Annotated in this window: 17 protein-coding genes; 5 read left to right on the top strand and 12 right to left on the bottom strand. The window is 40.7% G+C overall.

What is annotated here, in order from left to right; all coding sequences use genetic code 11:
* Positions 1-150 precede the first annotated feature (150 nt).
* The 10 genes from V7L31_RS11505 to V7L31_RS11460 all read right to left on the bottom strand — a co-directional run bounded on the left by V7L31_RS11505 (position 151) and on the right by V7L31_RS11460 (position 10,192).
* The gene (locus tag V7L31_RS11505; RefSeq protein ID WP_334696340.1) at positions 151-1,611 is read right to left on the bottom strand and encodes a hypothetical protein; all 1,461 of its coding nucleotides are present in this window, start codon (positions 1,609-1,611) and stop codon (positions 151-153) included.
* 99 nt (positions 1,612-1,710) lie between these two features.
* Positions 1,711-1,965 carry a DUF7219 family protein gene (locus tag V7L31_RS11500; RefSeq protein WP_334696339.1) on the bottom strand — a complete coding sequence of 85 codons (255 nt, stop codon included), beginning with the start codon at positions 1,963-1,965 and terminating at the stop codon, positions 1,711-1,713.
* Positions 1,966-2,121: 156 nt separating this feature from the next.
* Entirely contained in the window at positions 2,122-2,520 is a 399-nt protein-coding gene (locus tag V7L31_RS11495) for a hypothetical protein (protein WP_334696338.1), read from the bottom strand.
* 50 nt (positions 2,521-2,570) lie between these two features.
* Entirely contained in the window at positions 2,571-2,867 is a 297-nt protein-coding gene (locus tag V7L31_RS11490) for a TrkA C-terminal domain-containing protein (RefSeq protein ID WP_334696337.1), read from the bottom strand.
* 639 nt (positions 2,868-3,506) lie between these two features.
* Positions 3,507-4,145 carry a K(+)-transporting ATPase subunit C gene (kdpC, locus tag V7L31_RS11485; protein ID WP_179067354.1) on the bottom strand — a complete coding sequence of 213 codons (639 nt, stop codon included), beginning with the start codon at positions 4,143-4,145 and terminating at the stop codon, positions 3,507-3,509.
* The gene (locus V7L31_RS11480) at positions 4,145-4,414 is read right to left on the bottom strand and encodes a potassium-transporting ATPase subunit F (protein WP_334696336.1); all 270 of its coding nucleotides are present in this window, start codon (positions 4,412-4,414) and stop codon (positions 4,145-4,147) included. Before V7L31_RS11480 ends, kdpC begins: the two co-directional genes overlap by 1 nt.
* Positions 4,415-4,420: 6 nt before the next feature.
* Positions 4,421-6,562 (bottom strand): potassium-transporting ATPase subunit KdpB, encoded by a 2,142-nt coding sequence (gene kdpB / locus V7L31_RS11475; RefSeq protein WP_334696335.1) that lies wholly within the window; start codon positions 6,560-6,562, stop codon positions 4,421-4,423.
* A 171-nt stretch (positions 6,563-6,733) separates the two neighbouring features.
* Positions 6,734-8,479 carry a potassium-transporting ATPase subunit KdpA gene (gene kdpA / locus V7L31_RS11470; RefSeq protein WP_334696334.1) on the bottom strand — a complete coding sequence of 582 codons (1,746 nt, stop codon included), beginning with the start codon at positions 8,477-8,479 and terminating at the stop codon, positions 6,734-6,736.
* A 583-nt stretch (positions 8,480-9,062) separates the two neighbouring features.
* On the bottom strand, positions 9,063-9,188 hold the full coding sequence (locus tag V7L31_RS11465) for a hypothetical protein (protein ID WP_334696333.1): 126 nt from the start codon (positions 9,186-9,188) through the stop codon (positions 9,063-9,065).
* The gene (locus V7L31_RS11460) at positions 9,185-10,192 is read right to left on the bottom strand and encodes a 2-hydroxyacid dehydrogenase (RefSeq protein WP_334696332.1); all 1,008 of its coding nucleotides are present in this window, start codon (positions 10,190-10,192) and stop codon (positions 9,185-9,187) included. The genes V7L31_RS11465 and V7L31_RS11460 overlap by 4 nt, the downstream gene beginning before the upstream one ends.
* Before the next feature lie 243 nt (positions 10,193-10,435).
* Here V7L31_RS11460 and V7L31_RS11455 point away from each other — a divergent pair, with 243 nt between their 5' ends.
* The 4 genes from V7L31_RS11455 to V7L31_RS11440 all read left to right on the top strand — a co-directional run bounded on the left by V7L31_RS11455 (position 10,436) and on the right by V7L31_RS11440 (position 16,432).
* Positions 10,436-12,892: a BsuBI/PstI family type II restriction endonuclease gene (locus V7L31_RS11455; RefSeq protein WP_334696331.1), complete on the top strand. Its 2,457-nt coding sequence runs from the start codon at positions 10,436-10,438 to the stop codon at positions 12,890-12,892.
* Between the two features lie 163 nt (positions 12,893-13,055).
* Positions 13,056-14,111 (top strand): glutathione S-transferase family protein, encoded by a 1,056-nt coding sequence (locus V7L31_RS11450; RefSeq protein WP_334696330.1) that lies wholly within the window; start codon positions 13,056-13,058, stop codon positions 14,109-14,111.
* Positions 14,108-14,992 (top strand): aspartoacylase, encoded by an 885-nt coding sequence (locus V7L31_RS11445; RefSeq protein WP_334696329.1) that lies wholly within the window; start codon positions 14,108-14,110, stop codon positions 14,990-14,992. Before V7L31_RS11450 ends, V7L31_RS11445 begins: the two co-directional genes overlap by 4 nt.
* Positions 14,993-15,448: 456 nt before the next feature.
* A complete protein-coding gene (locus tag V7L31_RS11440) occupies positions 15,449-16,432 on the top strand; it encodes a polysaccharide deacetylase family protein (RefSeq protein WP_334696328.1) in 984 nt (327 codons plus the stop codon).
* A 230-nt stretch (positions 16,433-16,662) separates the two neighbouring features.
* On the opposite strand, the gene V7L31_RS11435 is transcribed toward V7L31_RS11440, so the two are convergent.
* Both V7L31_RS11435 and V7L31_RS11430 read right to left on the bottom strand, forming a co-directional pair.
* The gene (locus V7L31_RS11435; protein ID WP_179067364.1) at positions 16,663-17,067 is read right to left on the bottom strand and encodes a response regulator; all 405 of its coding nucleotides are present in this window, start codon (positions 17,065-17,067) and stop codon (positions 16,663-16,665) included.
* A 264-nt stretch (positions 17,068-17,331) separates the two neighbouring features.
* Positions 17,332-17,757, bottom strand: a complete 426-nt coding sequence (locus V7L31_RS11430) for a PPC domain-containing DNA-binding protein (protein WP_334696327.1) — start codon at positions 17,755-17,757, stop codon at positions 17,332-17,334.
* Positions 17,758-17,892: 135 nt separating this feature from the next.
* Here V7L31_RS11430 and V7L31_RS11425 point away from each other — a divergent pair, with 135 nt between their 5' ends.
* Entirely contained in the window at positions 17,893-20,280 is a 2,388-nt protein-coding gene (locus V7L31_RS11425) for a dynamin-like GTPase family protein (protein WP_334696326.1), read from the top strand.
* The last annotated feature ends 19 nt before the right edge of the window (positions 20,281-20,299 follow it).

Below are 20,299 nucleotides of genomic sequence, written 5' to 3'. Positions count from 1 at the left end.
AGCAATCCTAAATCATTCGTGAAAAATTAGATCCCCGACTTCTTGAAGAAGTCGGGGATCTGGATTAAGTTCTATAGGCACATCTTCAAAAAGAAAGGGTTTAAGAAAGTTTTCCCGTATGAATAATGGTTTGTTTGCCAAACGTCATATTTATACGAGAATTTCGCTTGATTTTGTGCCATTTCTAGATTTTACCTTCTTGTTTTTAACCCTGATTTGTGGTAGGTCTTTTTTATCTTTGTAAAAGTAACAGATTTCCACTAGAGTTGGCCATATTTCTAGAGAACCGTGAAATTGGCTAATGACATCATCAATAATTCTAGAAACGTTTTGCTGGAAAAAGTCTGGTTCAAATCCATAAAATACTCTTGATAAATTCTCAGCAAATAATTGAAGGGATAGCTTACGTTCTTCATTCTGGGCAGACATTGAGGCTTTGATTACCTGTCTGTGGATAGCAGCGATTTTTTCCAGAATTTCCTCAGAGTCTTGCAATGTTACCTCGCCAGAGTAATCGAACTTGATTCCCAAGTCATCAAGATGATAAACACTACTTTTAATCTTCCTTTTAAGGAGGCTACATATTTCCTCGTTAAAGAGTTCACTAGCGAGAGGATTACGCATATAGTTATTTCTAATATGGTTTTGGACAGCATCAACGTGTGCAGCCACAATCCCCTCTTGCTGTATCCAAATTCTGTAGATATAATCTTCAAATCTGAGTCTAGTTGGAAAAAATGGTGGTAAACCTAGCTGATTATCATATCCAGCGACTCCACAATCCATTCTCCAGTTTTTGTTAGTAATAACAGGTCGAAAATTAGTAAGAATATAAAAATCATTTAGGTCATTTGGACTAATTTGGTTCTCATCATTGAGATACATGTGAATAAAATCAAGTGTATCGATATCATTAGTTCCTGTGCGAAAGGTCTGGGCAATTTTGACGATGGCATTATTTAATACTCTCCCTGGTTGTAATAAGAGGCTGTTCTCTCGAAAGTAACCCTTAGTTGTGTTAGTTTCTAAATCCATTGCTGTATCAAGAACCAATTCTCCAGCCTCGAAGTTTTCTGGTACATGACTGGCTTTTTGACCAAGAACATCACCAAAAGCCGTGAGTAAGTCAAAAGATTTATGGACGTAGCCACCTTGTTGATTAGACTTGATTAATTTCCCTCGACATATTTCATCACCTGATAAAGATTCTGGGCTAGTTTCAATTAAGGCATCTGGTCGCATATCGTCATCGGCACTAACCATTAAATGGCCAAGGGTATACATCAGCGTGAAGTTGCGATTTCCTCCATAACTAGGTCGGAACAGGTTTTTGACTAGTGATTCTAGCTTGCGATCGCGCAGTCTTTCGTTTAAAAATGTAATAAATTGCTCTTTCTCTTGGGGCCCTACATAAAACACGTCATTGACTGTCTTAGTCTGTTCTAAAAGTGGGTAATATTTCTCATGGTTGGCAATGCTGGAATCATCGAAAACGATAATTTTTACAGCATGACCATTTGCCCGGAAATTCTCATCATACTTTTCGATAGTCTCTGCTACATCTCTCAGTCGATGAGTCGGAATAACAAATACCGTTTCTTTCTGTTTCATAAAATTTGTTCAGGTTTCTCAAGTAAATTTTTAACAATTCAAACTCTATTTCAGAGTTATCAGCTTACTAATCGTTGTATGCATAATTAATAAATTAAATTAAGCTGATAGATCGTTACCAATTCCCAGCTTATTTTTGCTATCCTCCAACTGTTTCCAGAGTGCTGCAATTTTGGTGAATGCTTCTTCTGGAGATAGTTTGCCACCAGTCTCTAAGCTAGTGATATAACTAATTTTTTGAGAAAATTCTTGGAGGTTGGCATTAAAGACTAAGTTATTTGGCTGAAATTTACCGTGGTAGCGATCGCGAGGATAGAGAAAACTATTTTTATCTTCATAATTGGGCTGTAACATTAATTTACTCCTGATGAAAAACCTGAGTTGCTATTAAATAGTTGATTGCTACAACTTGATATAATTACGGCTCTGGATATCATTGTTTTTTGAAGCTGGCAAATGAGGCGGGTACGGATTGTCTGCATGATAGGATAAGCGTAGTGAGAAACTCACCTATTCAGGACTGTAATCGGAGCAATTGAGTGCTTGTTGTGTTAGAGCAATAGCGGGCTGTACTGCACACTTTAGATAACGGTTGTTGTTAAAAAAATGGCAGTTTTCACAGGGATATTGCTGTAAATGTTTGATGGTTACTATTTCGTCTTTCTCTTGTGCCGCATTTTGTGGGGGATCTTCTAGTGCTTTGCAGAAAGATGAAACGAGATAAACGACCATTGCCCAAACAATCATGAAGGAAATGTGAGCCAAAAACACTGCTACAAAAGGGATGTCTCCCTTCTGTGGTTTTGTATCATTCTGTGTTATCTTCGCCAGGTTCGCTTCCAGGAGAGTGGACTGGCTAACACTTTTTTGGGCAGATACATCAAGTCGGAAAATCTCCGAAGTATGCATATTAAAAACCTTTTGTTAATCGAACTCATATTCAGTAAAATTCATCTAAATTAAACAGATTCCAACAAGCAATTGTTGAAAGAATAGTAAACAGAATGAATTTTCTTGAGAGTTACTTTGAGGGCGGGAACCATCATGGAATGAGTTGCTATTGCTAAAACGTAGTCTCCAGCCAAAATAGTTGGATTATCTGTTGCTGAGATTACTTGACTCTCTCTTAAAATCCCTACAAAAACGCATCGCTGAGGTAAATTTATTTCAGTTAAATGAAGACCGCAGTAGACGCTATTATCTTCGATAAAAACACCAAGTAGGCTTGGATTTAAAACTTTGTTATTTTCTAGCACAAAACATTTTTTAACTCTAATAATATTGTCCAATATTTTAAAGAGAAATATATTTTTCTGTAGGTATATTTTGAAGGTATATAAAATGTATTGAGCGAATATTTGTATGTTTATTGATTAGTTAGTTAGGTATATATTTAGAGATATAGTTATGATATAGATCAACAATTTCTAGTTAAATAAAAAACCGCAGAGGCGCAGAGAACACAGAGGAAGAGAGTCGTAAGGGCACAGCATTGCTCATTGGTGTCAACTTAACGTGAAACCGCACGTCTGCCAGGGATTTACAATCCCTGTCTCACAGCTAAAGTCATCTGAAGATGACTAAAATATCGCCAAAAATCCCTAGTCTACTGAAGTAGACTTGCGCTATTAGTCAGGGAATTATATTCCCTGGCGGGCTGGCGGGTGAACAACACCCAATGAGTACGCTATTTTTGGCTGAAGTTGACACCTATGAGCATTGCTGTGCCCCTACCGCGTGGTCTATAAATAGCTGTAAGTAAGGGAACTCCAAGAAATAAATTATCCAATGTTGTGGGGTGGGCAACATGAGCGCCCAGTCTGTATGGCGGGCGAGACGCCCACCCCACAAGAGTTAATTGAATATTTTTCTATTTGTCAGTCCCTAATCTGCGTTTATCCCTTAATCTGATCGAGAGCTAAATTCAGCTTTAAAACATTAACTCCAGGTTCGCCAAAGATGCCGAGAAAGCGGCCATCTGTATTTTGGGAAATTAAAGTTTCCAGTTGGTTCGGTTGAACTCCCCGCGCTTTGGCTACTCGTGCAATTTGCGCGATCGCAGCTTCCGGGGTAATGTGGGGGTCAAGGCTGGAAGCAGAGGTGTAGACTAAATCGCCAGTGGGTTGCACACCTGCTTTTTTCAGACGATTCAAGTCACCTTCAATTTTTTTGCTGGGGTCTGGGTCATCTTTACCTTTGATGCGTTCCAGTAATGCGGGATTACTGGGAGCCAAGTTGCTAGCACCGGAAACCCCGGTTTTCAAAACTCCCCCATCATCTTTTTTGGGATCGGCTGTGCTGTAGCTCGTGGTGCTGGGACGGCTGTTAAAATAGCGATCGCTAGTAAAAGGTTGACCAATCAAGGCAGAACCCACAACTTGACCGGCGCTATTTTTTAGTAAACTACCATTTGCTTGAAACGGAAACACAATCTGCCCAATGGCAATCATTGCAAAAGGATAAATAATTGCTCCAATCACCCAGAGTACCAAGGTAGAACGAATAGCTCTACTAGCTTCGCGTGCAAAACTCATTAGAATTTCTCCGGTACAAACATTACAAAGAATAAATAGATGGAAAGTCCTAGCGTCGTCAGTCCTAACAATCCCAATCCCCAAGATTGACTGCGGGAAAGGTCTTCACCAGTTGCGGCATAGACCATAGGCGCAACCACTAGGTTGAAACACATCGCCAGGAACAAATACAGTGGTAGCTTTTGTCTACGCCATTGATACCAGATTTCAGTTATTTCTTCTAATACTTGGGATGCAATGATAGTGCGGCGGAGATGAACAGGTTTCATAGTAAATTAAGACAAAGGTAGGATAATATCTATCAGTTTGATGGCAATGAAGGGAGCAACGATGCCGCCAAGGCCATAGATCAAGATGTTGCGACGTAGCAGTTGATCTGCTGTTAAAGGTAAGAACTTTACCCCTTTGAGTGCTAGCGGGATTAATGCCGGAATAATCAGGGCGTTGTAAATCAGCGCTGAGATGATCGCAGATTGGGCACTCTTTAATCCCATAATATTCAGTGCGCCGATGCCAGCCGCAGCAAAGATCGTGGGAATGATGGCAAAATACTTGGCAATGTCGTTAGCGATGGAAAATGTTGTCAATGCACCACGAGTAATTAGCAACTGTTTACCTATGGTTACTAGGTCAATTAACTTTGTGGGGTCAGAGTCTAAGTCCACCATGTTAGCAGCTTCTTTGGCAGCTTGCGTCCCAGAGTTCATTGCCACACCCACGTTTGCTTGAGCGAGGGCAGGTGCATCGTTCGTACCATCTCCAGTCATTGCTACCAGCTTACCCTGAGATTGTTCCGAGCGAATCACCTCAATTTTGTCTTCTGGAGTTGCTTCAGCAATGAAATCATCCACCCCAGCCTCTTCGGCAATTACCGAAGCCGTAATTCGGTTGTCACCTGTCAGCATGACGGTGCGAACACCCATGCGGCGGAGTTGGTCAAACCGTTCCCGCAGTCCAGGTTTGACAATATCTTTGAGGTAAATAACACCATAAATATCGTCATTTTGGCAGACAGCTAAGGGTGTACCTCCTAACCGAGAAACTCGCTCATAAGCTGCGTCTATATCATCAGGAACCTGGCCGCCACGAGAACGGACAAACCCTTTAATGGCATCTACCGCCCCTTTGCGAATTTGTTTGCCATCAGGTAAATTCGTGCCGCTCATCCGGGTTTTTGCCGAAAATTCCACACCTTCGGCTTTGTCGATATTGAAATCTACCCCAGCCTGGGATTTTTCTGCTAGTATCACAATTGATTTGCCTTCTGGCGTTTCATCAAACAAGCTAGCAGCTAAGGAAACTCGCGCCACGTCTATTAGTGAGTGGTTATTCAAGGGAATAAATTCGTCAGCCATCCGGTTCCCCAGTGTAATAGTGCCTGTCTTATCTAGCACCAGGGTATTGATGTCACCGCAGGCTTCTACCGCTCTACCAGAGGTCGCAATGACATTAAATTGGGCAACTCTGTCCATCCCCGCAATCCCGATCGCACTGAGCAAACCACCAATAGTTGTGGGAATCAAAGCTACCAGTAGTGAGATGAGAATGGCAACACTAGCACCTGTACGCAAACTGTTTCCCGCCTCAGGGCCAAAGGCTGTGCTGATAAAGGTGGCAATGTAACCCACGTAGGGGGGAATGGTTGACACTACAATCAAGAACACCTGTGTTAGTACTGCTAACAATACCGTCAAAGCAATTTCGTTGGGTGTCTTAGTGCGTTGTGCCCCTTCTACTAGGGCAATCATGCGATCGATAAAGCCTTGACCAGGATCGGCACTAATGCGAATCGTCAACTCGTCGGAAAGTAAGCGTGTACCTCCTGTCACCGAACTGGCAATATCTGTACCTGGTTGCTTTAGTACAGGGGCAGATTCCCCAGTAATGGCCGACTCATCCACTGAACCAATGCCTTTGATAACATCCCCATCGGCAGGAATCATGTTATTTGCCACCACCTGAACTATATCGCCCCGTCGCAGTTCCGTAGAACTGACTTTTACTATGGAACCATCAGGGAGGATTTTATTAGCGATCGTATCCGATCGCGTCGATCGCAGTGAATCAGCCTGTGCTTTACCGCGCCCTTCCGCAACGGCTTCGGCAAAGTTTGCAAAAACGAGTGTGAAAAAGAGAATGAAGGTAATCAACCCATTTAAAAGGCGTTGTTGGTTGATATCTGCCTGAATTGTGCCAAACAGATTTGGGTTAAGGGTGACAAGAAAGGTGACAATTGTCCCTACCCAAACAACAAACATAACTGGGTTTCTGACAGTAATTCGAGGATCGAGCTTGATAAATGACTCACGAACTGCTCTTTGGTAAAGTCCCTGTAAATCAGCTTTGGGAGTATGCTTGCGCGAGTCACGAGTTCCAGATGGAATCCGGGATGAAGGAGAATCAGTAGTAGTTGGCATAGATTAAATTTTAGGGAATTGGGGATTGGGGATTGGGGATTGGGAATTGGGGATTGGGGATTAGGGATTGGGAATTGGGCATTGGGCATTGGCAAGAAAATTAAGTCTTTAGTTCCTAGTACCCAGTACCTAGTCCCCAGCCCCCAGTACCCAGCCCCCACTCCCCACTCCCTACCCGATACCTTTGCCGATAAAAAAGGCTTCACCGATGGGCCCCAATGCCAGCACTGGGAAGAATGTGAGTGCGCCCAAGATTAAAATTACGCCTGCGGTGACACCTGTAAATAGTCCGGTGTCGGTTCGTAATGTACCAGTTGTGTAGGGAACAGCTTGCTTGCGGGACATACTATCTGCTAGCAGCAGTAGACCGATGATTGGTACATAGCGTCCGGCTAAGAGGCTGAAGCAGGTGCTTAGGTTCCACCAGAGGGCGGTTACGGTAGTTTTTGTACCAGTTGCGATCGCCAAGGGAGAGGGTTGTGAATCGCCTAAACCTTCAAACCCAGAGCCGTTGTTAGCCGCAGCTGAGGCATATTCATAGATAACTTGAGAAAAGCCATGAAAGCCAGGATTACTAATCCCTGCCAATTGGTCAGGAAAAGCTAAGGCGATTCCCCCTGGAATCAAAATGGCGATAGGGTGAACTAGCAAAATTAGGAAACTAGCCAGGACGACTTCACGCTTTTCAATCTTGCGTCCCAGAAATTCTGGGGTGCGTCCCACCATCAGACCTGTGACGAATACTGCTAAGATGCTATAGGCAAAGAGGTAAGCTGTTCCAGTGCCTTGTCCACCCCACATGATTTGCAGGAACATATTCGAGAGAAAAATAAAACCGCCTGCGGGCATGAAGGAGTCGTGGAAACTGTTGACAGCGCCGCACATAGTACCAGTTGTACTTACCGCAAACAGCACGGATTCTGCCCAACCAAACCGGACTTCTTTCCCCTCTAGGTTCGGTTGCTGACCGCCCAAAAGCGTATTTACAGCCGGATTGCCGTTATATTCTCCAATGGCGGTGACAATCAGAAATCCGACAAAAATTATACCCACCATTCCGTAGAGTAACCAGGCTTGTTTGGTGTTATTTGCAAACAACCCATAAGTATAAATCAGGGATGTGGGAATCGAAAGCATGGCCACAATCTGAATTAAATTAGAAAAGCCGTTGGGATTTTCAAAGGGGTGTGCCGAGTTGATGGCAAAAAAGCCGCCGCCATTCTCGCCTAGCTGTTTGATAATCTCAAAGTGGGCAACTGGGCCAAGAGCGATCGCCTGACTAATGTTAGGGTCTTCTAAGGTCGGAAATACTGCTGGGCCAGCTAAGGTTTCTGGCACACCAAGGGCAATAAAGATGATGCCGCCAACAATACTAATCGGTAGCAAAATTCGGGTAATCGAGCGAATTAGGTCTACATAAAAGTTACCCAAAGGTCTACCCGTCAATCCTCGAATAAAGGCGATCGCGACTGCGATACCTGTTGCCGCAGAGGTGAACATGTGGTAGCCTAGCCCCAACATTTGACTACCGTAACTCAAGTAGGTTTCACCAGAATAATGCTGCTGGTTGGTGTTAGTAATAAAGGAAATAGTGGTATGTAGAATGGTGTCCCAGGTTGGGGCATCTACCTTGGTTGGATTAAGCGCTAGCCATCCCTGATTTGCAATGATGAAGAATATCAGCAACCCCATGACTACATTGCTGTACAGGATTGATCGCGCATACTGCCAACCCGTCATATTTTCTTGGGTTGGAACACCAACCAAAGAGTAAAGTATTCGCTCAACTGGATTTAAAATCACGTCGAGAAAAGTTCTTTGATCTAGGAATACACGCGCTATATATCTCCCAAATAAGGGAGTAATCGCTACTATAATTAGTAACGTTAATCCGATTTGAATCCATCCTTGTAGCATGAGTTAGTTAAACTCCGATATGAGTAAATTTGAGATGGTTATTAGATATTTTACTTTCATGATTCACAAAAATAAATGAAGTATATTAGCATATTAGATGCCAAAACCTGGAGCCAAATTTATCTGAATAATTGCCGAATAAGTACTCAGTATCGGTGTTAATCGTGCAAATGTCTCCTATCTTCAAAGCACTACTCACCATGTATTTAGGTGCTTTTGATATCAATCATGGAGCTTTTTTTGTCAGAAAACAAGGTATAACTTAATATTTAAACTAAGATATATGAGTTAGGTAGCTCCTGTATATCTAGATATATAGAGCATTTAGCTGTATATATATCTGCAAGTATATAAATTAAATAAGATTGTAAATCAACAGTTATTTGTCAAAAAAGTCAACTGGTTCTTTAAGGATTGGTTAGATTTAATAAATAAACTTACTGCTGATATATTCATGTTCCAGAAGCTAACCAAAAAACTTGTTAAGTATCCCAGCAACTTACATTTGATGATGTTGGATTTATGGAAAAAGGTTAAGGCTGTCGATTAATTGCAATTTTTGCCCTGATTGTTACAGGTATTCTCAGCGATCGCAACCGTCTAGATCGAGAAACTCTGCTGCAACAAGAACTAAAAGTGTAGCTTGCTTCCCTGTAGGGGTAAGAATACTCGCACTCAGCAAGCTATCACCCACTTGTACATAATTCATGCTGAATTCTGACTCCTGGGTTCTGAATTCTTCTCATAAACTTCAGGGTTGACACAATTAGCCAAGCGATCGCCCCTCAATCCCGCGATTAAATTAGCGATCGCCATTGTTGCCATTTTTGAGCGCGTTTGACGGCTGGCACTGCCAATATGAGGTGCAATAATTAGATTATCTAAGGTCAACAATAGGCTATCGCTGGGAATCGGTTCGGGTTCGGTGACATCTACAGCCGCCGCCGCAATTTGACCACTGGCAAGGGCGCGATACAGAGAATCTGGATCTACAATAGTTCCCCTCGCCGTGTTAATCAAAATAGCCGATCGCTTCATCAACTCAAATTGGCGAGCGCTAATTAAATGATAGGTATCATCAGCTAAAGGTGTGTGCAGTGTCACAAAATCTGACTCTTGCAGTAAGTGTTCTAACGTAGCAAACTCCACACCTAAAGATTGTTCTAATTCTGGGCTGCATCGTTGCCTACTCGTATACAAAATCTGCATTTCAAAACCTTTGGCACGACGAGCAACTGCTTGTCCAATCCGCCCAAAACCAACAATCCCCAAGGTTGCACCTGTAACATTTGGCCCCAGTAACAAATCTGGTTCCCAAGTCTGCCACAAACCTGCACGGGTAAACCGATCTGCCTCCACTACTCGCCGTGCAGCTGCCATTAATAATGCCCAGGCAAAATCTGCGGTAGCATCCGTTAACACGCCAGGAGTATTACCGACGGGAATTTGTCGTGCTGTAGCGGTTGCAATGTCAATGTTATCGTAACCCACCGCCATTTGACTGATGACTTTAAGTTTCCCGGTTTCGATGAGTTGGCGATCGATTTGGTCAGTCAGCAGACATAGCAATCCATCTATTTCCTTGACTTTTTCTAGTAAAATTTCGTATGGAGGGGGTTGGCGTTCTGGCCAAACTTCGACAATGGCGAGCGATCGCAGTTGCTCTAATTCGATGGGTAGGCGACGAGTGACGAAGACTTTAGCCTGAAGCATAGTTTTAAAATAATTTTTGGATAAAGGGACGCTTCTTGCATCAGTTGTCCTTAAAATATCATGGCGTAAATTCAAAACCTGATAAAGTTGGTTTTTGTTCTGTGAAAATGAGCCGTGATGTTCCAATCAAGCAGTAGAGAGTCTACAGACAATCATCACAAGCCGTTGGAATTCAAAAGCTTGTCGAAATGTTCTGCCAGAAACTTGCTCGGTGAAGTAGACTTTCTGAGGATTGCTGCAACCTTGAAACAGGATCAAAAGCAAAAAGGAAAACTAGGCCAATTTTTGACACCTGCTCCAGTCGCAGAATTAATGGTTGGGATGTTTGGCGAATACGCTCGTCCTCAAATATCTCTACTTGATGCTGGAGCAGGAGTTGGCTCATTACTTGCAGCCTTTGTAGCTAAACTTTGTCACAGCCAAAAACGTCCAGCTAATTTAGATATTGTTGCCTATGAAATCGATCCTTTTCTGATTGGGTATTTGCATCAGACATTGAAATTATGTGATAGAGAATGTCAAATAGCTGGGATATCTTTAAACTATGAGATCCGGAATACGGATTTTATTGAGGATGCAGTCAGACTTCTTGGCCCTAGTTTATTCGATAATCCTGACAATTACAGATTTACCCACGCTATTCTCAATCCCCCATATTTAAAAATTAACGCTCATTCCAAAGTTCGTGATTTGTTACGTTCTATAGGATTAGAAACCAGCAATCTATATACAGGTTTTATCGCTGCGACAGTTCAGCTTCTTGAATCAAAAGGAGAGCTTGTAGCTATTTCGCCGCGTAGTTTCTGTAATGGGCCATATTTTCGAGACTTCCGCAGAATGTTTTTGGAAATCATGGCTTTAGACCAGATACATCTTTTTGATTCCAGACAGGAGGCTTTTAGTGATGATGAAGTTTTGCAGGAAACAATTATTATTCATGCTGTTAAACAAAAACCAAAATTTGACCATGTAATCATCAGTACAAGTTCAAATGCTGATGATGATTTCATTTTGTCCAATTCATTAGCTTATACAGAGATAGTTCTTCCCAACGACTCACAACAATTTATCCACATTATCGCCGATACATTAAGTCAGGAGGTCATTAAAAAAATGGCTAATTTTACCTGCACATTAAAAGACCTAGAATTAACCGTATCAACTGGGCGGGTTGTAGATTTTCGTGCTAAAGAATATCTGTGTTTAATGCCAAAAGAAGATACTGTCCCCTTGATTTATCCATTGAATTTTTCAGCAGGATATGTTGATTATCCCAAAGTAACTAAAAAACACCAAGCTCTGGTCTATGCAGAAGAAACTATCTCTCTTTTAGTACCCAATGAACATTATGTTTTAACTAAACGATTCTCCTCAAAAGAGGAAAAAAAACGAGTTGTTGCCGTTGTATATGATGCTAATCAAATTAATTGTTCTTGGGTAGGTTTTGAAAATCACCTGAATTATTTTCACAAGGACGGAGGAGGACTTAATCTTACCCTAGCACGTGGTCTTGCTGCATATCTTAACTCTAGCCTCGTTGACGCATTTTTTCGGCTATTTAATGGACATACTCAGGTTAATGCAACCGATTTACGAAATTTAAAATATCCGACAATAGCACAACTAATGAACGTAGGGCTATATATTACTGAGCATTTTCCATCACAAAAAGAAATTGATCAACTTTTGCAAGAAGAGTTACTGAGTATGAGCAATCAGTCTGAAAACAACCCCTTAATAATTAAAACCCGTATTGATGAAGCACTCCAAATTCTAATTGAACTTGGACTTCCACGGGCACAACTTAATGAGCGTTCAGCCTTAACCCTGCTGGCTCTACTTAACTTAAAGCCAACAGATTCTTGGGAAACTGCTGCATTTCCATTAATGGGAATTACGCCAATGATGGAATTTATGGCACTGCACTATGGCAAAACATATAAACCTAATACACGGGAAACTGTTCGCCGCCAAACAGTCCATCAATTCTTAGATGCGGCTTTGATAATTGTAAATCCAGATGCACCTGAACGCCCCGTTAATAGCCCTAAAACAGTATATCAGATTGAAGAAAGTGCGCTTGAACTCTTACGTACTTATGGAACTACTGAATGGAAAAAGAGTATTCATACTTACCTAGCTTCAGTTGAAACTTTGAAAAAACGATATGCTCAAGAACGGGAACTATCACGTATTCCGATAGTAATTGAAGGAGAGGTGAAAACTCTATCGCCAGGTGGACAGAATATTCTGATCGAAAAGATTATTAAGGACTTTGCAGAACGTTTTACACCTGGAGCAAAACTGATTTATGTTGGTGATACAGATGAGAAATTCGCGCATTTTAATGAAGTGGCATTGAGAGATTTAGGTGTTACTATCGATTCTCATGGAAAAATGCCTGATGTGATTATCCATTATCTAAAAAATGATTGGCTTGTTTTAATTGAAGCTGTAACTTCTCATGGCCCAATTAACCCTAAACGAAAGAAAGAACTTGAAGTTATCTTTGCCGATATAAAAATTCCCATTGTAATGGTAACAACCTTTTTAAGTCGGAAAGCAATGGTGGAGTATTTGGCTGAAATTGCTTGGGAAACGGATGTTTGGGTTGCGGAAGATTCTACTCATCTCATTCACTTCAATGGAGAATATTTATTACAGGCTTACAAGGTGGATAGAGATTCTGAAACAGAATAAACTATTCTTAAAAATAAGTGATCGCTAGCTTATGAGTTGTCTTTAAATCGATATCGGTATCAACAATATTGTCATATAGCTCCAATAGTTCATGCAAAGCGTAGTAGAGTTAAAGTAAGAAATCTGAAGGTACGTCGATCGCTCCCAAAGCAAAATTGTCGCCATGACTAACTCAACTCCAATGGATGACGAGAAAAAGCTCCCCAAGAAGAAAGGTAAGTCGCTTCCTCCCAAGCTGATTATCTGGGTAGGAAAGTTTGTCTGGACGACTATGTGGCAGATAATGATGTCAAACCTTGCTCCTCGCAATCAGTCTGGAGCATATATTCGTCCTAATAGCCAGTTTCGCAAGTTCATCGGCACAGACGAAGGAAATCCCCACCCAGCAGCAACGGGGCGCTACAAACTCTATGTTGGATTGGGTTGTCCTTGGGCGCATCGAACTTTGGTTGTGCGATCGCTCAAAAAACTCGAAGCGGTAATATCAGTGTGTATCGTCTCTCCTTCTCCCATTGAAGGCGGTTGGATATTTAACGATGAAGTTGAAGGTTGTCGGACACTAGCTGAATTTTATCAGAAGGCAGAACCCGGCTACAGTGGACGCTCTACAGTTCCAGTATTATGGGATAACCAAACAAAAGCGATCGTCAATAATGAGAGTTCAGAGATTATTGTCATGCTGAACTCTGAGTTTAACGAGTTCGCCAACAATCCGACGCTAAATCTTTACCCAGAAGAACTTAAAGAGAAAATTGACTGGTGGAATGAGAAGATTTATCACGCGGTAAATAACGGTGTGTATCGCTGCGGCTTTGCCCAGACTCAAGAAGCATACAATCAAGCCTGTAATGAATTGTTCGCAACTCTTGATGAAATTGAGCTTGCATTGCAGACTAATCGCTATCTCTGCGGTGAACATCTGACACTTGCAGATGTGCGGTTATTCACAACCTTATTTCGATTTGATAGTGCCTACTATGGGCTGTTTAAATGCAATAAGCAGCGAATTCGAGACTATCATAATCTCGGAGCTTATCTGCGCGATTTGTATCAGCTTCCAGGTGTGGCTGAGACTTGCGACGTAGAAACCGTGAAGCGGGACTATTACGGAAACTTATTTCCACTCAACCCCGGCGGTATTATTCCCAATGGCCCTGATATGTCCTATCTTAATCAACCACACGATCGCGATCGCATTGGTAAGGTGAATGCTTTATGAACCAGATTAATCGAGTTGCAATTGTCGGTGGAACTCATGGCAATGAGTTTACAGGAGCTTACCTGATCCAAAAATTTGCCCAGTTTCCTGATTTAATTACTAGATCGAGTTTTAAGACAGTCACTCTATTAGCAAATCCCAATGCTTTTGCCGCCAGGAGACGATATGTAGAGAAAGATTTAAATCGCTGTTTTCTCAAGGAAGATTTACAAGATCCAACTCTGAAAAGTTATGAAGAATTGCAAGCTAAATTAATCCAGAATGCTCTAACATCAAATGGGGATAAACAAGCAGATTTCATCTTAGACTTGCACAGCAGTACAGCTAATATGGGTTTGACAATTATTTTGGTAAACAATCATCCCTTAAACTTGAAATTGGCTGCTTATCTAAGCCGGATTAATCCTTTGGTTAGAATTTATCGCTGTTCATTTCAATCTGTTGAAGAAAACCCATTTGTAAATTCTCTGTGCGAATTAGGCTTTGCGTTCGAGGTTGGGCCGATTGCCCAAGGTATCTTAAAAGCAACATTATTCCAACAAACAGAGGAACTTGTTCACGCGCTTCTAGACTATCTAGAACAGTTTAACCAGGGTGAAATCCCATCAAATAACGAAACGTTGGTTCTCTATGACCACTTATCAACTGTGGACTACCCAAAAAAATCCGATGGAACAATCTTTGGGATGATTCATCCAGAGCTTCAGGACAATGATTATCAAGCCTTGAATCCCGGAGATCCAATTTTTATAGCCTTTGATGGTAAAACAATTGTTTATGAGGGTGCATCTACCGTTTGGCCGATTTTTATTAATGAAGCAGCTTACTACGAAAAAGGAATTGCAATGTGTTTGACCCAGAAGCAGCAAATCAATATCTAAGATGTGAATCAAATTTTTGTATGATTGCTTTTGATTTCAGGCGATTGTATAAACTCAACACCCAAATCATTACTTGCTAAAACTTGCTTGTATAAGTTGAAATGTATCTTAGTTATGATATATTAATTACCAGTACCTAAGTATGAGGGTAAAAAATTGTCCGAAAAACTGATCGAGTCGAGTCAAAGCAGCGCTAGAAAGAAAATTATTATCTAAATTCACCCGGAATATTTTCAGAGAAGCAGAATTTCTTTATAAATATGGGACACTAATCTCAGCGATGTCTACTATAGGCTACGCCCGCAGAATGCTGTTCTTAAAGTTCAGAACCAGTAAACCTTTTGACATAAGGTTTACACTGAAAACATCTCTAATTGGAAGTATGAAACTTTACCGATAAAGCCCAAACCTAAGACTATATTTACCCTTAAAATTGTCCAAATACTTGAACTAATAATGAAAACCAAGCAAAAAGGAAATAGACCAATAGCCAGTCTTTCTTTAGACTTGGATAATATTTGGTCTTATTTAAAAAATCAGGGCGCTTCCGGTTGGGAGACTTTCCCATCTTACCTAGATATCGCAGTGCCTCGTTTCTTAGATATTCTTCAACAATGGGATTTGACAATCACAGTGTTCATTGTAGGTCAGGATGCAGCGCTAGAAAAGAATACTAAGGCTATACAAGCGATCGCGAATGCCGGTCACGAAATTGGCAATCATTCATTTTATCACGATCCTTGGCTACATTTATATTCAGAGAATGAAATTGAAGAAGAAGTGGCCCTCGCCGAACAACATATCAAACGCGTCACTCATCAGCATCCTATCGGTTTTCGAGGGCCAGGATACAGTTTCTCTCCAGCAGTATTAAAAGTTCTAGCACGACGGGGATACGAATATGATGCTTCAACTTTTCCCACATTTTTGGGGCCAATAGCACGAGCCTATTATTTAATAACCTGTAAATTAAGCAAAGAAGAACGTAAGAAACGGGAAGCGCTTTTTGGCGGTTTTAAAGAGGGTTTGCAGCCTCTAAAACCTTATCAATGGCATCTGGGTAAGGATAAACTAACAGAGATTCCCGTTACCACCATGCCCATTTTTAAAGTGCCAATTCACTTCAGTTACATCATGTTTCTGAGTACATTTTCTTCAGAATTGGCTTTACTCTACTTGCGAATTGCTCTGTGGCTGTGTAAACTTACACGCGTCCAGCCTTCTTTGCTACTCCATCCCACAGACTTTATCAGTCAAGAGGATGTGCCAGAATTATCATTCTTTCCTGGTATGAGTGTCCCTACCTACAAAAAGCTGGCAATAGTAAACAAAAGTTTAGAAATTATATCCAGTCAGTTTAATGTTTTGACTGTTGGACAACACGCCAAATTTGTAGCCGGTGCCCGCCAACTGCCTGTATTAGTCCCTCAAAAGAGATGAGGAGGCAGTTAAGAATATTAGGGAAATCCAAGAAATAAATTATCCAATATTGTGGGGTGGGCAAGATGCCCACCTTATGCACTGGGCGGGCAAGATGCCCACCCCACAAGAGTTAATTGGATATTTTTTTAATTGTTAGTCCCTTAGTAGTTGGGTGGAACAAAGTTAAACCCAACAAACGTTGTAATATGTTGGGTTTAGTTTCTCAACTTGATAAAAATATGATCTGATTACCAATTACAAGAAGCAAACAAATTAGCGACAATCTCAACTAGTTCTCCTGGAGAAACTGGCTTAGATACATGAGTCTGAAATCCAGCTTCCAAAGCGCGAATCCGGTTCTCGCTATCGCCATAAGCAGTTAAGGCAATAGCTGGAACTTTTCCACCCATATCTGGCTTAAGCGCCCGTATTTTTCGGATAAAAGTGTAGCCATCCTCGCCAGGCATACCTATATCACAAATTAAGACATCAGGTTGCAATTGGGGTAAGACTTCCCGTGCTGCTGGTGCTGATGGAACTGCTACAATGGTGGCTCCATCTGCTTCTAATACTGTAGTAATAAAAAAGCGAATATCATCATCATCTTCAACTACAAGAATATTTAAGCCAGCAAGAGGCAGAGAAGGTTGCATAACAAATTACATTTCAATTTTGTCTAACAACAAATGCCGACTTAAAGATTTTGTTTTACTTTAGCCGTAAGCACAACAATCTTGTAGCTAGCAATAATTTTTAACCATTTTCTATTGTATCTGTCTAGTACATTACATAATGTTAATATTTGTGTGGTGTTTAACAATCTATAAAGATAGATAGTCAATAACTCTGATATCACGCAAAGCGAATCCTTGAGCGTCTGACTCGCTAACGCTGCGTATCCGTCAGTCGTACAAAATTCATTCTGGATTCTGACTTCTGACTACTGAGTTCTGTTCGATAATTTCTAGTTCTTGATAACCTGTTTCTTGGTCAAAAGTTCTATTAAAAGTAAATTTCTCACTTGCACCAATAACGATTTCAGCAGTTGTGTAAATAATGCATCCATCGTCGAGATGTCCACCGATAGTTTTGCCTTCTCGATCAGAAATAGCAATGTGCAAATGCACACCTGTAGTTGCTATTGTACCGTTGAGAGCGATGATTTCAAATTTTCCAGTTAACACTGTACTAACGTCTTGATTAGCAAAGCGAATTTTTGCTGCTTCTAGGCTACCAATGGCACTTAATATAAATCCTGCTTTGATATTTTCCTGTTTGACAAAATTCTTTAAGCTTTGTCTTAAATCCTCGTGGGGTTTCAATCTGATCGCAAAAACTTTCATTAGTCAATAGTCATTAATTGGTTGTTTAAGTAATATCCAGCAATTAAACTATGTGAAAATTATCAGGATTTTTACTGAACCATCAAGACAATAAATATTACTAATATATAGATAAGTATTATCAGGATGCCAAATATGTTAGATTTTCCGCTTCAGTGCAAAAATTTGAAAGAGCAGGTTGAATCTATATTACAACTTTTACAACAAGAACCAACCCTATGTTCTGAAGATATTACACCTGTACAAACTTCTTTAAGTAAAGCGATTTCTCCCAAGTTTGAGATTGTGTTTGCAGGTGCGTTTAGTGCTGGCAAATCAATGCTAATTAATGCACTACTAGAGAGGGAATTACTCTACAGTGCAGAGGGACATGCTACAGGTACAGAATGCAAAATCGAGTATGCAGAAGTAGATAAAGAACGTGTTGTTTTAACTTTTTTAAGTGAAGCAGAGATTCGCGAACAAGTAGCTTCTTTGTGTCAGCACTTAGAATTTAAAATAGTCGCTAATATCAACCAACATGATGTAATTAACTTGCTACGTGAAGATTCTGAAGCAATTATTCAGCAGGAAGGTGGTGAGAGTAAATCAGAACGTGCAAAACAGGCGAAGGCGTTAATGTTGTTGCTACAGGGATATTGGGCAAACCGCGATCGCATCAACACTGTAACTAATGCTACATATTCAATGGAGCAATTTAATTTTTCTAACCTCAAGGAAGCTGCGGGATATGCCCGTCGTGGTTCTAACAGTGCCGTATTGAAGCGAATAGAATATTACTGTAATCACTCACTACTGCAAGATGGTAATGTAATTATTGACACTCCTGGTATCGATGCCCCAGTAGAAAAGGATGCACAGCTAACTTATGCCAAAATTCAACATCCTGATACTTCAGCAGTGGTGTGTGTGTTAAAGCCTGCTTCAGCGGGTGAGATGACAAAAGAAGAAACCGAACTTTTGGAATTAATGCGAGAGAACACCGGAGTACGCGATCGCGTCTTCTATATCTTCAACCGCATCGATGAGACTTGGTACAATACCCAACTACGACAACGATTAGACGATTTAATTAGCGGGCAGTTTCACAATTCCAGCAAGGTTTATAAAACCAGTGGATTATTAGGATTTTACGGCAGTCAGATTAAACAGACAAGCCAAAAAGATAGATTTGGTTTAGACTCTGTTTTCGCAGAAAGTATCAAAGGTTTAGATGGTAAAGAAGAAACACCACAATTTGTCTATGCGTTTAACAATTACTGTGTAAATTCAGGAAAACTGTCTTCCACTAAATTTCGTGTCTCTGTGAATGGCTTTGAAACCCCAAATCAAAATTATGTGCGGATTTTGGGAGATTGGGGAAATGAACTAACACAACAGCTAATTCAAGATAGTGGTACTGAAGAATTTCGGACAGCAATTACTCGCTATCTTACCGAAGAAAAGCGCCCACAATTATTTAAAAATCTCGCTGATGATTTGGAAGATATTTGTATTAAACTGAAGAAACATTATCAGAGTGTCCAACGCAATTTAGATAGTCAGCCTCAAGAAATTGAGACGATGAAGGCGCAAGAATTGCAAGGACTAAATCAGCAACTCCAACAAATTGGCAAAGATTTTAGTGAGCATATCACAGAAGAAGTTAACCATGTAATTAATAATTCTTGTGATAGTTTTGAAGCAGATTTTAAGCAATTGCAATCACGAATGATTCGCCGTCTAGATGAATTGCTAGATACTTTTTCTGTAGCTTATGCTTATCGACGTGCAACCATCAGCCATCCCCGCAACGCCACTGCACCTTTGATTGCTATTTTAGTAGAGGCATTTTATTACTTAGCAAATCAATTAGAAGATATTTTGGTTGAATCTTCTCAGCAGTTAGTTGCAAATTATTTTCAGCGGTTGATTGAAAAGATTCGTAAGTCAGAATACTATCGCCAATTGTATCGTTTATTAGATTGTGATGGCGGCATTGAACAAGAGATGAGAAATTTAGAAAAACAAGTTAGTCAAGCCTTAGTTAGTGCAGCTAGCGTAGAGTGCGATCGCTTCGTGCGAGAAAGCCCCAGATTTTACGATGAAGGTACTTTTTCTATATATCAATTTCGCCAAACTTTATCACAAACTTCTCAAGGTTATGACGCTGAAAGTATCATAGAAGCAGAACCAGCAATTAGACAGTTATTAAAGTTAGATTTTGAACCCAAAGTTTCCCAAACTATTCGTAAGTCTTTCCGTCAAACCATCAACCAAACACTCAAAACTCAGTTGTTACCAATGGCAGATCAGCAAGCAGATGAGATTTTGCAGCAATATCCACAGGCGCGTGCTTATCTAGAGAAAACACTAGAACAAGAAGCTGAAGAAAAAATTGCGAATAATCGCCGATTATTAAATATTGTTGAAGAAAATATTGGCGCATATAATTCAGCCACTTCTAGTATTAATACTTGTTTGCAGGCGATGCAATTATATGACAATCTTTTGCCCGTAATTGGTAATACAGATTTTATATAGGAATCCAGATGACTCTTTG

The organism is Nostoc sp. (assembly GCF_036916655.1).
Taxonomy (GTDB): domain Bacteria; phylum Cyanobacteriota; class Cyanobacteriia; order Cyanobacteriales; family Nostocaceae; genus Nostoc.
Note: the sequence above shows the minus strand (reverse complement) of the source record. Positions and strands in the feature narration are given on the sequence as shown.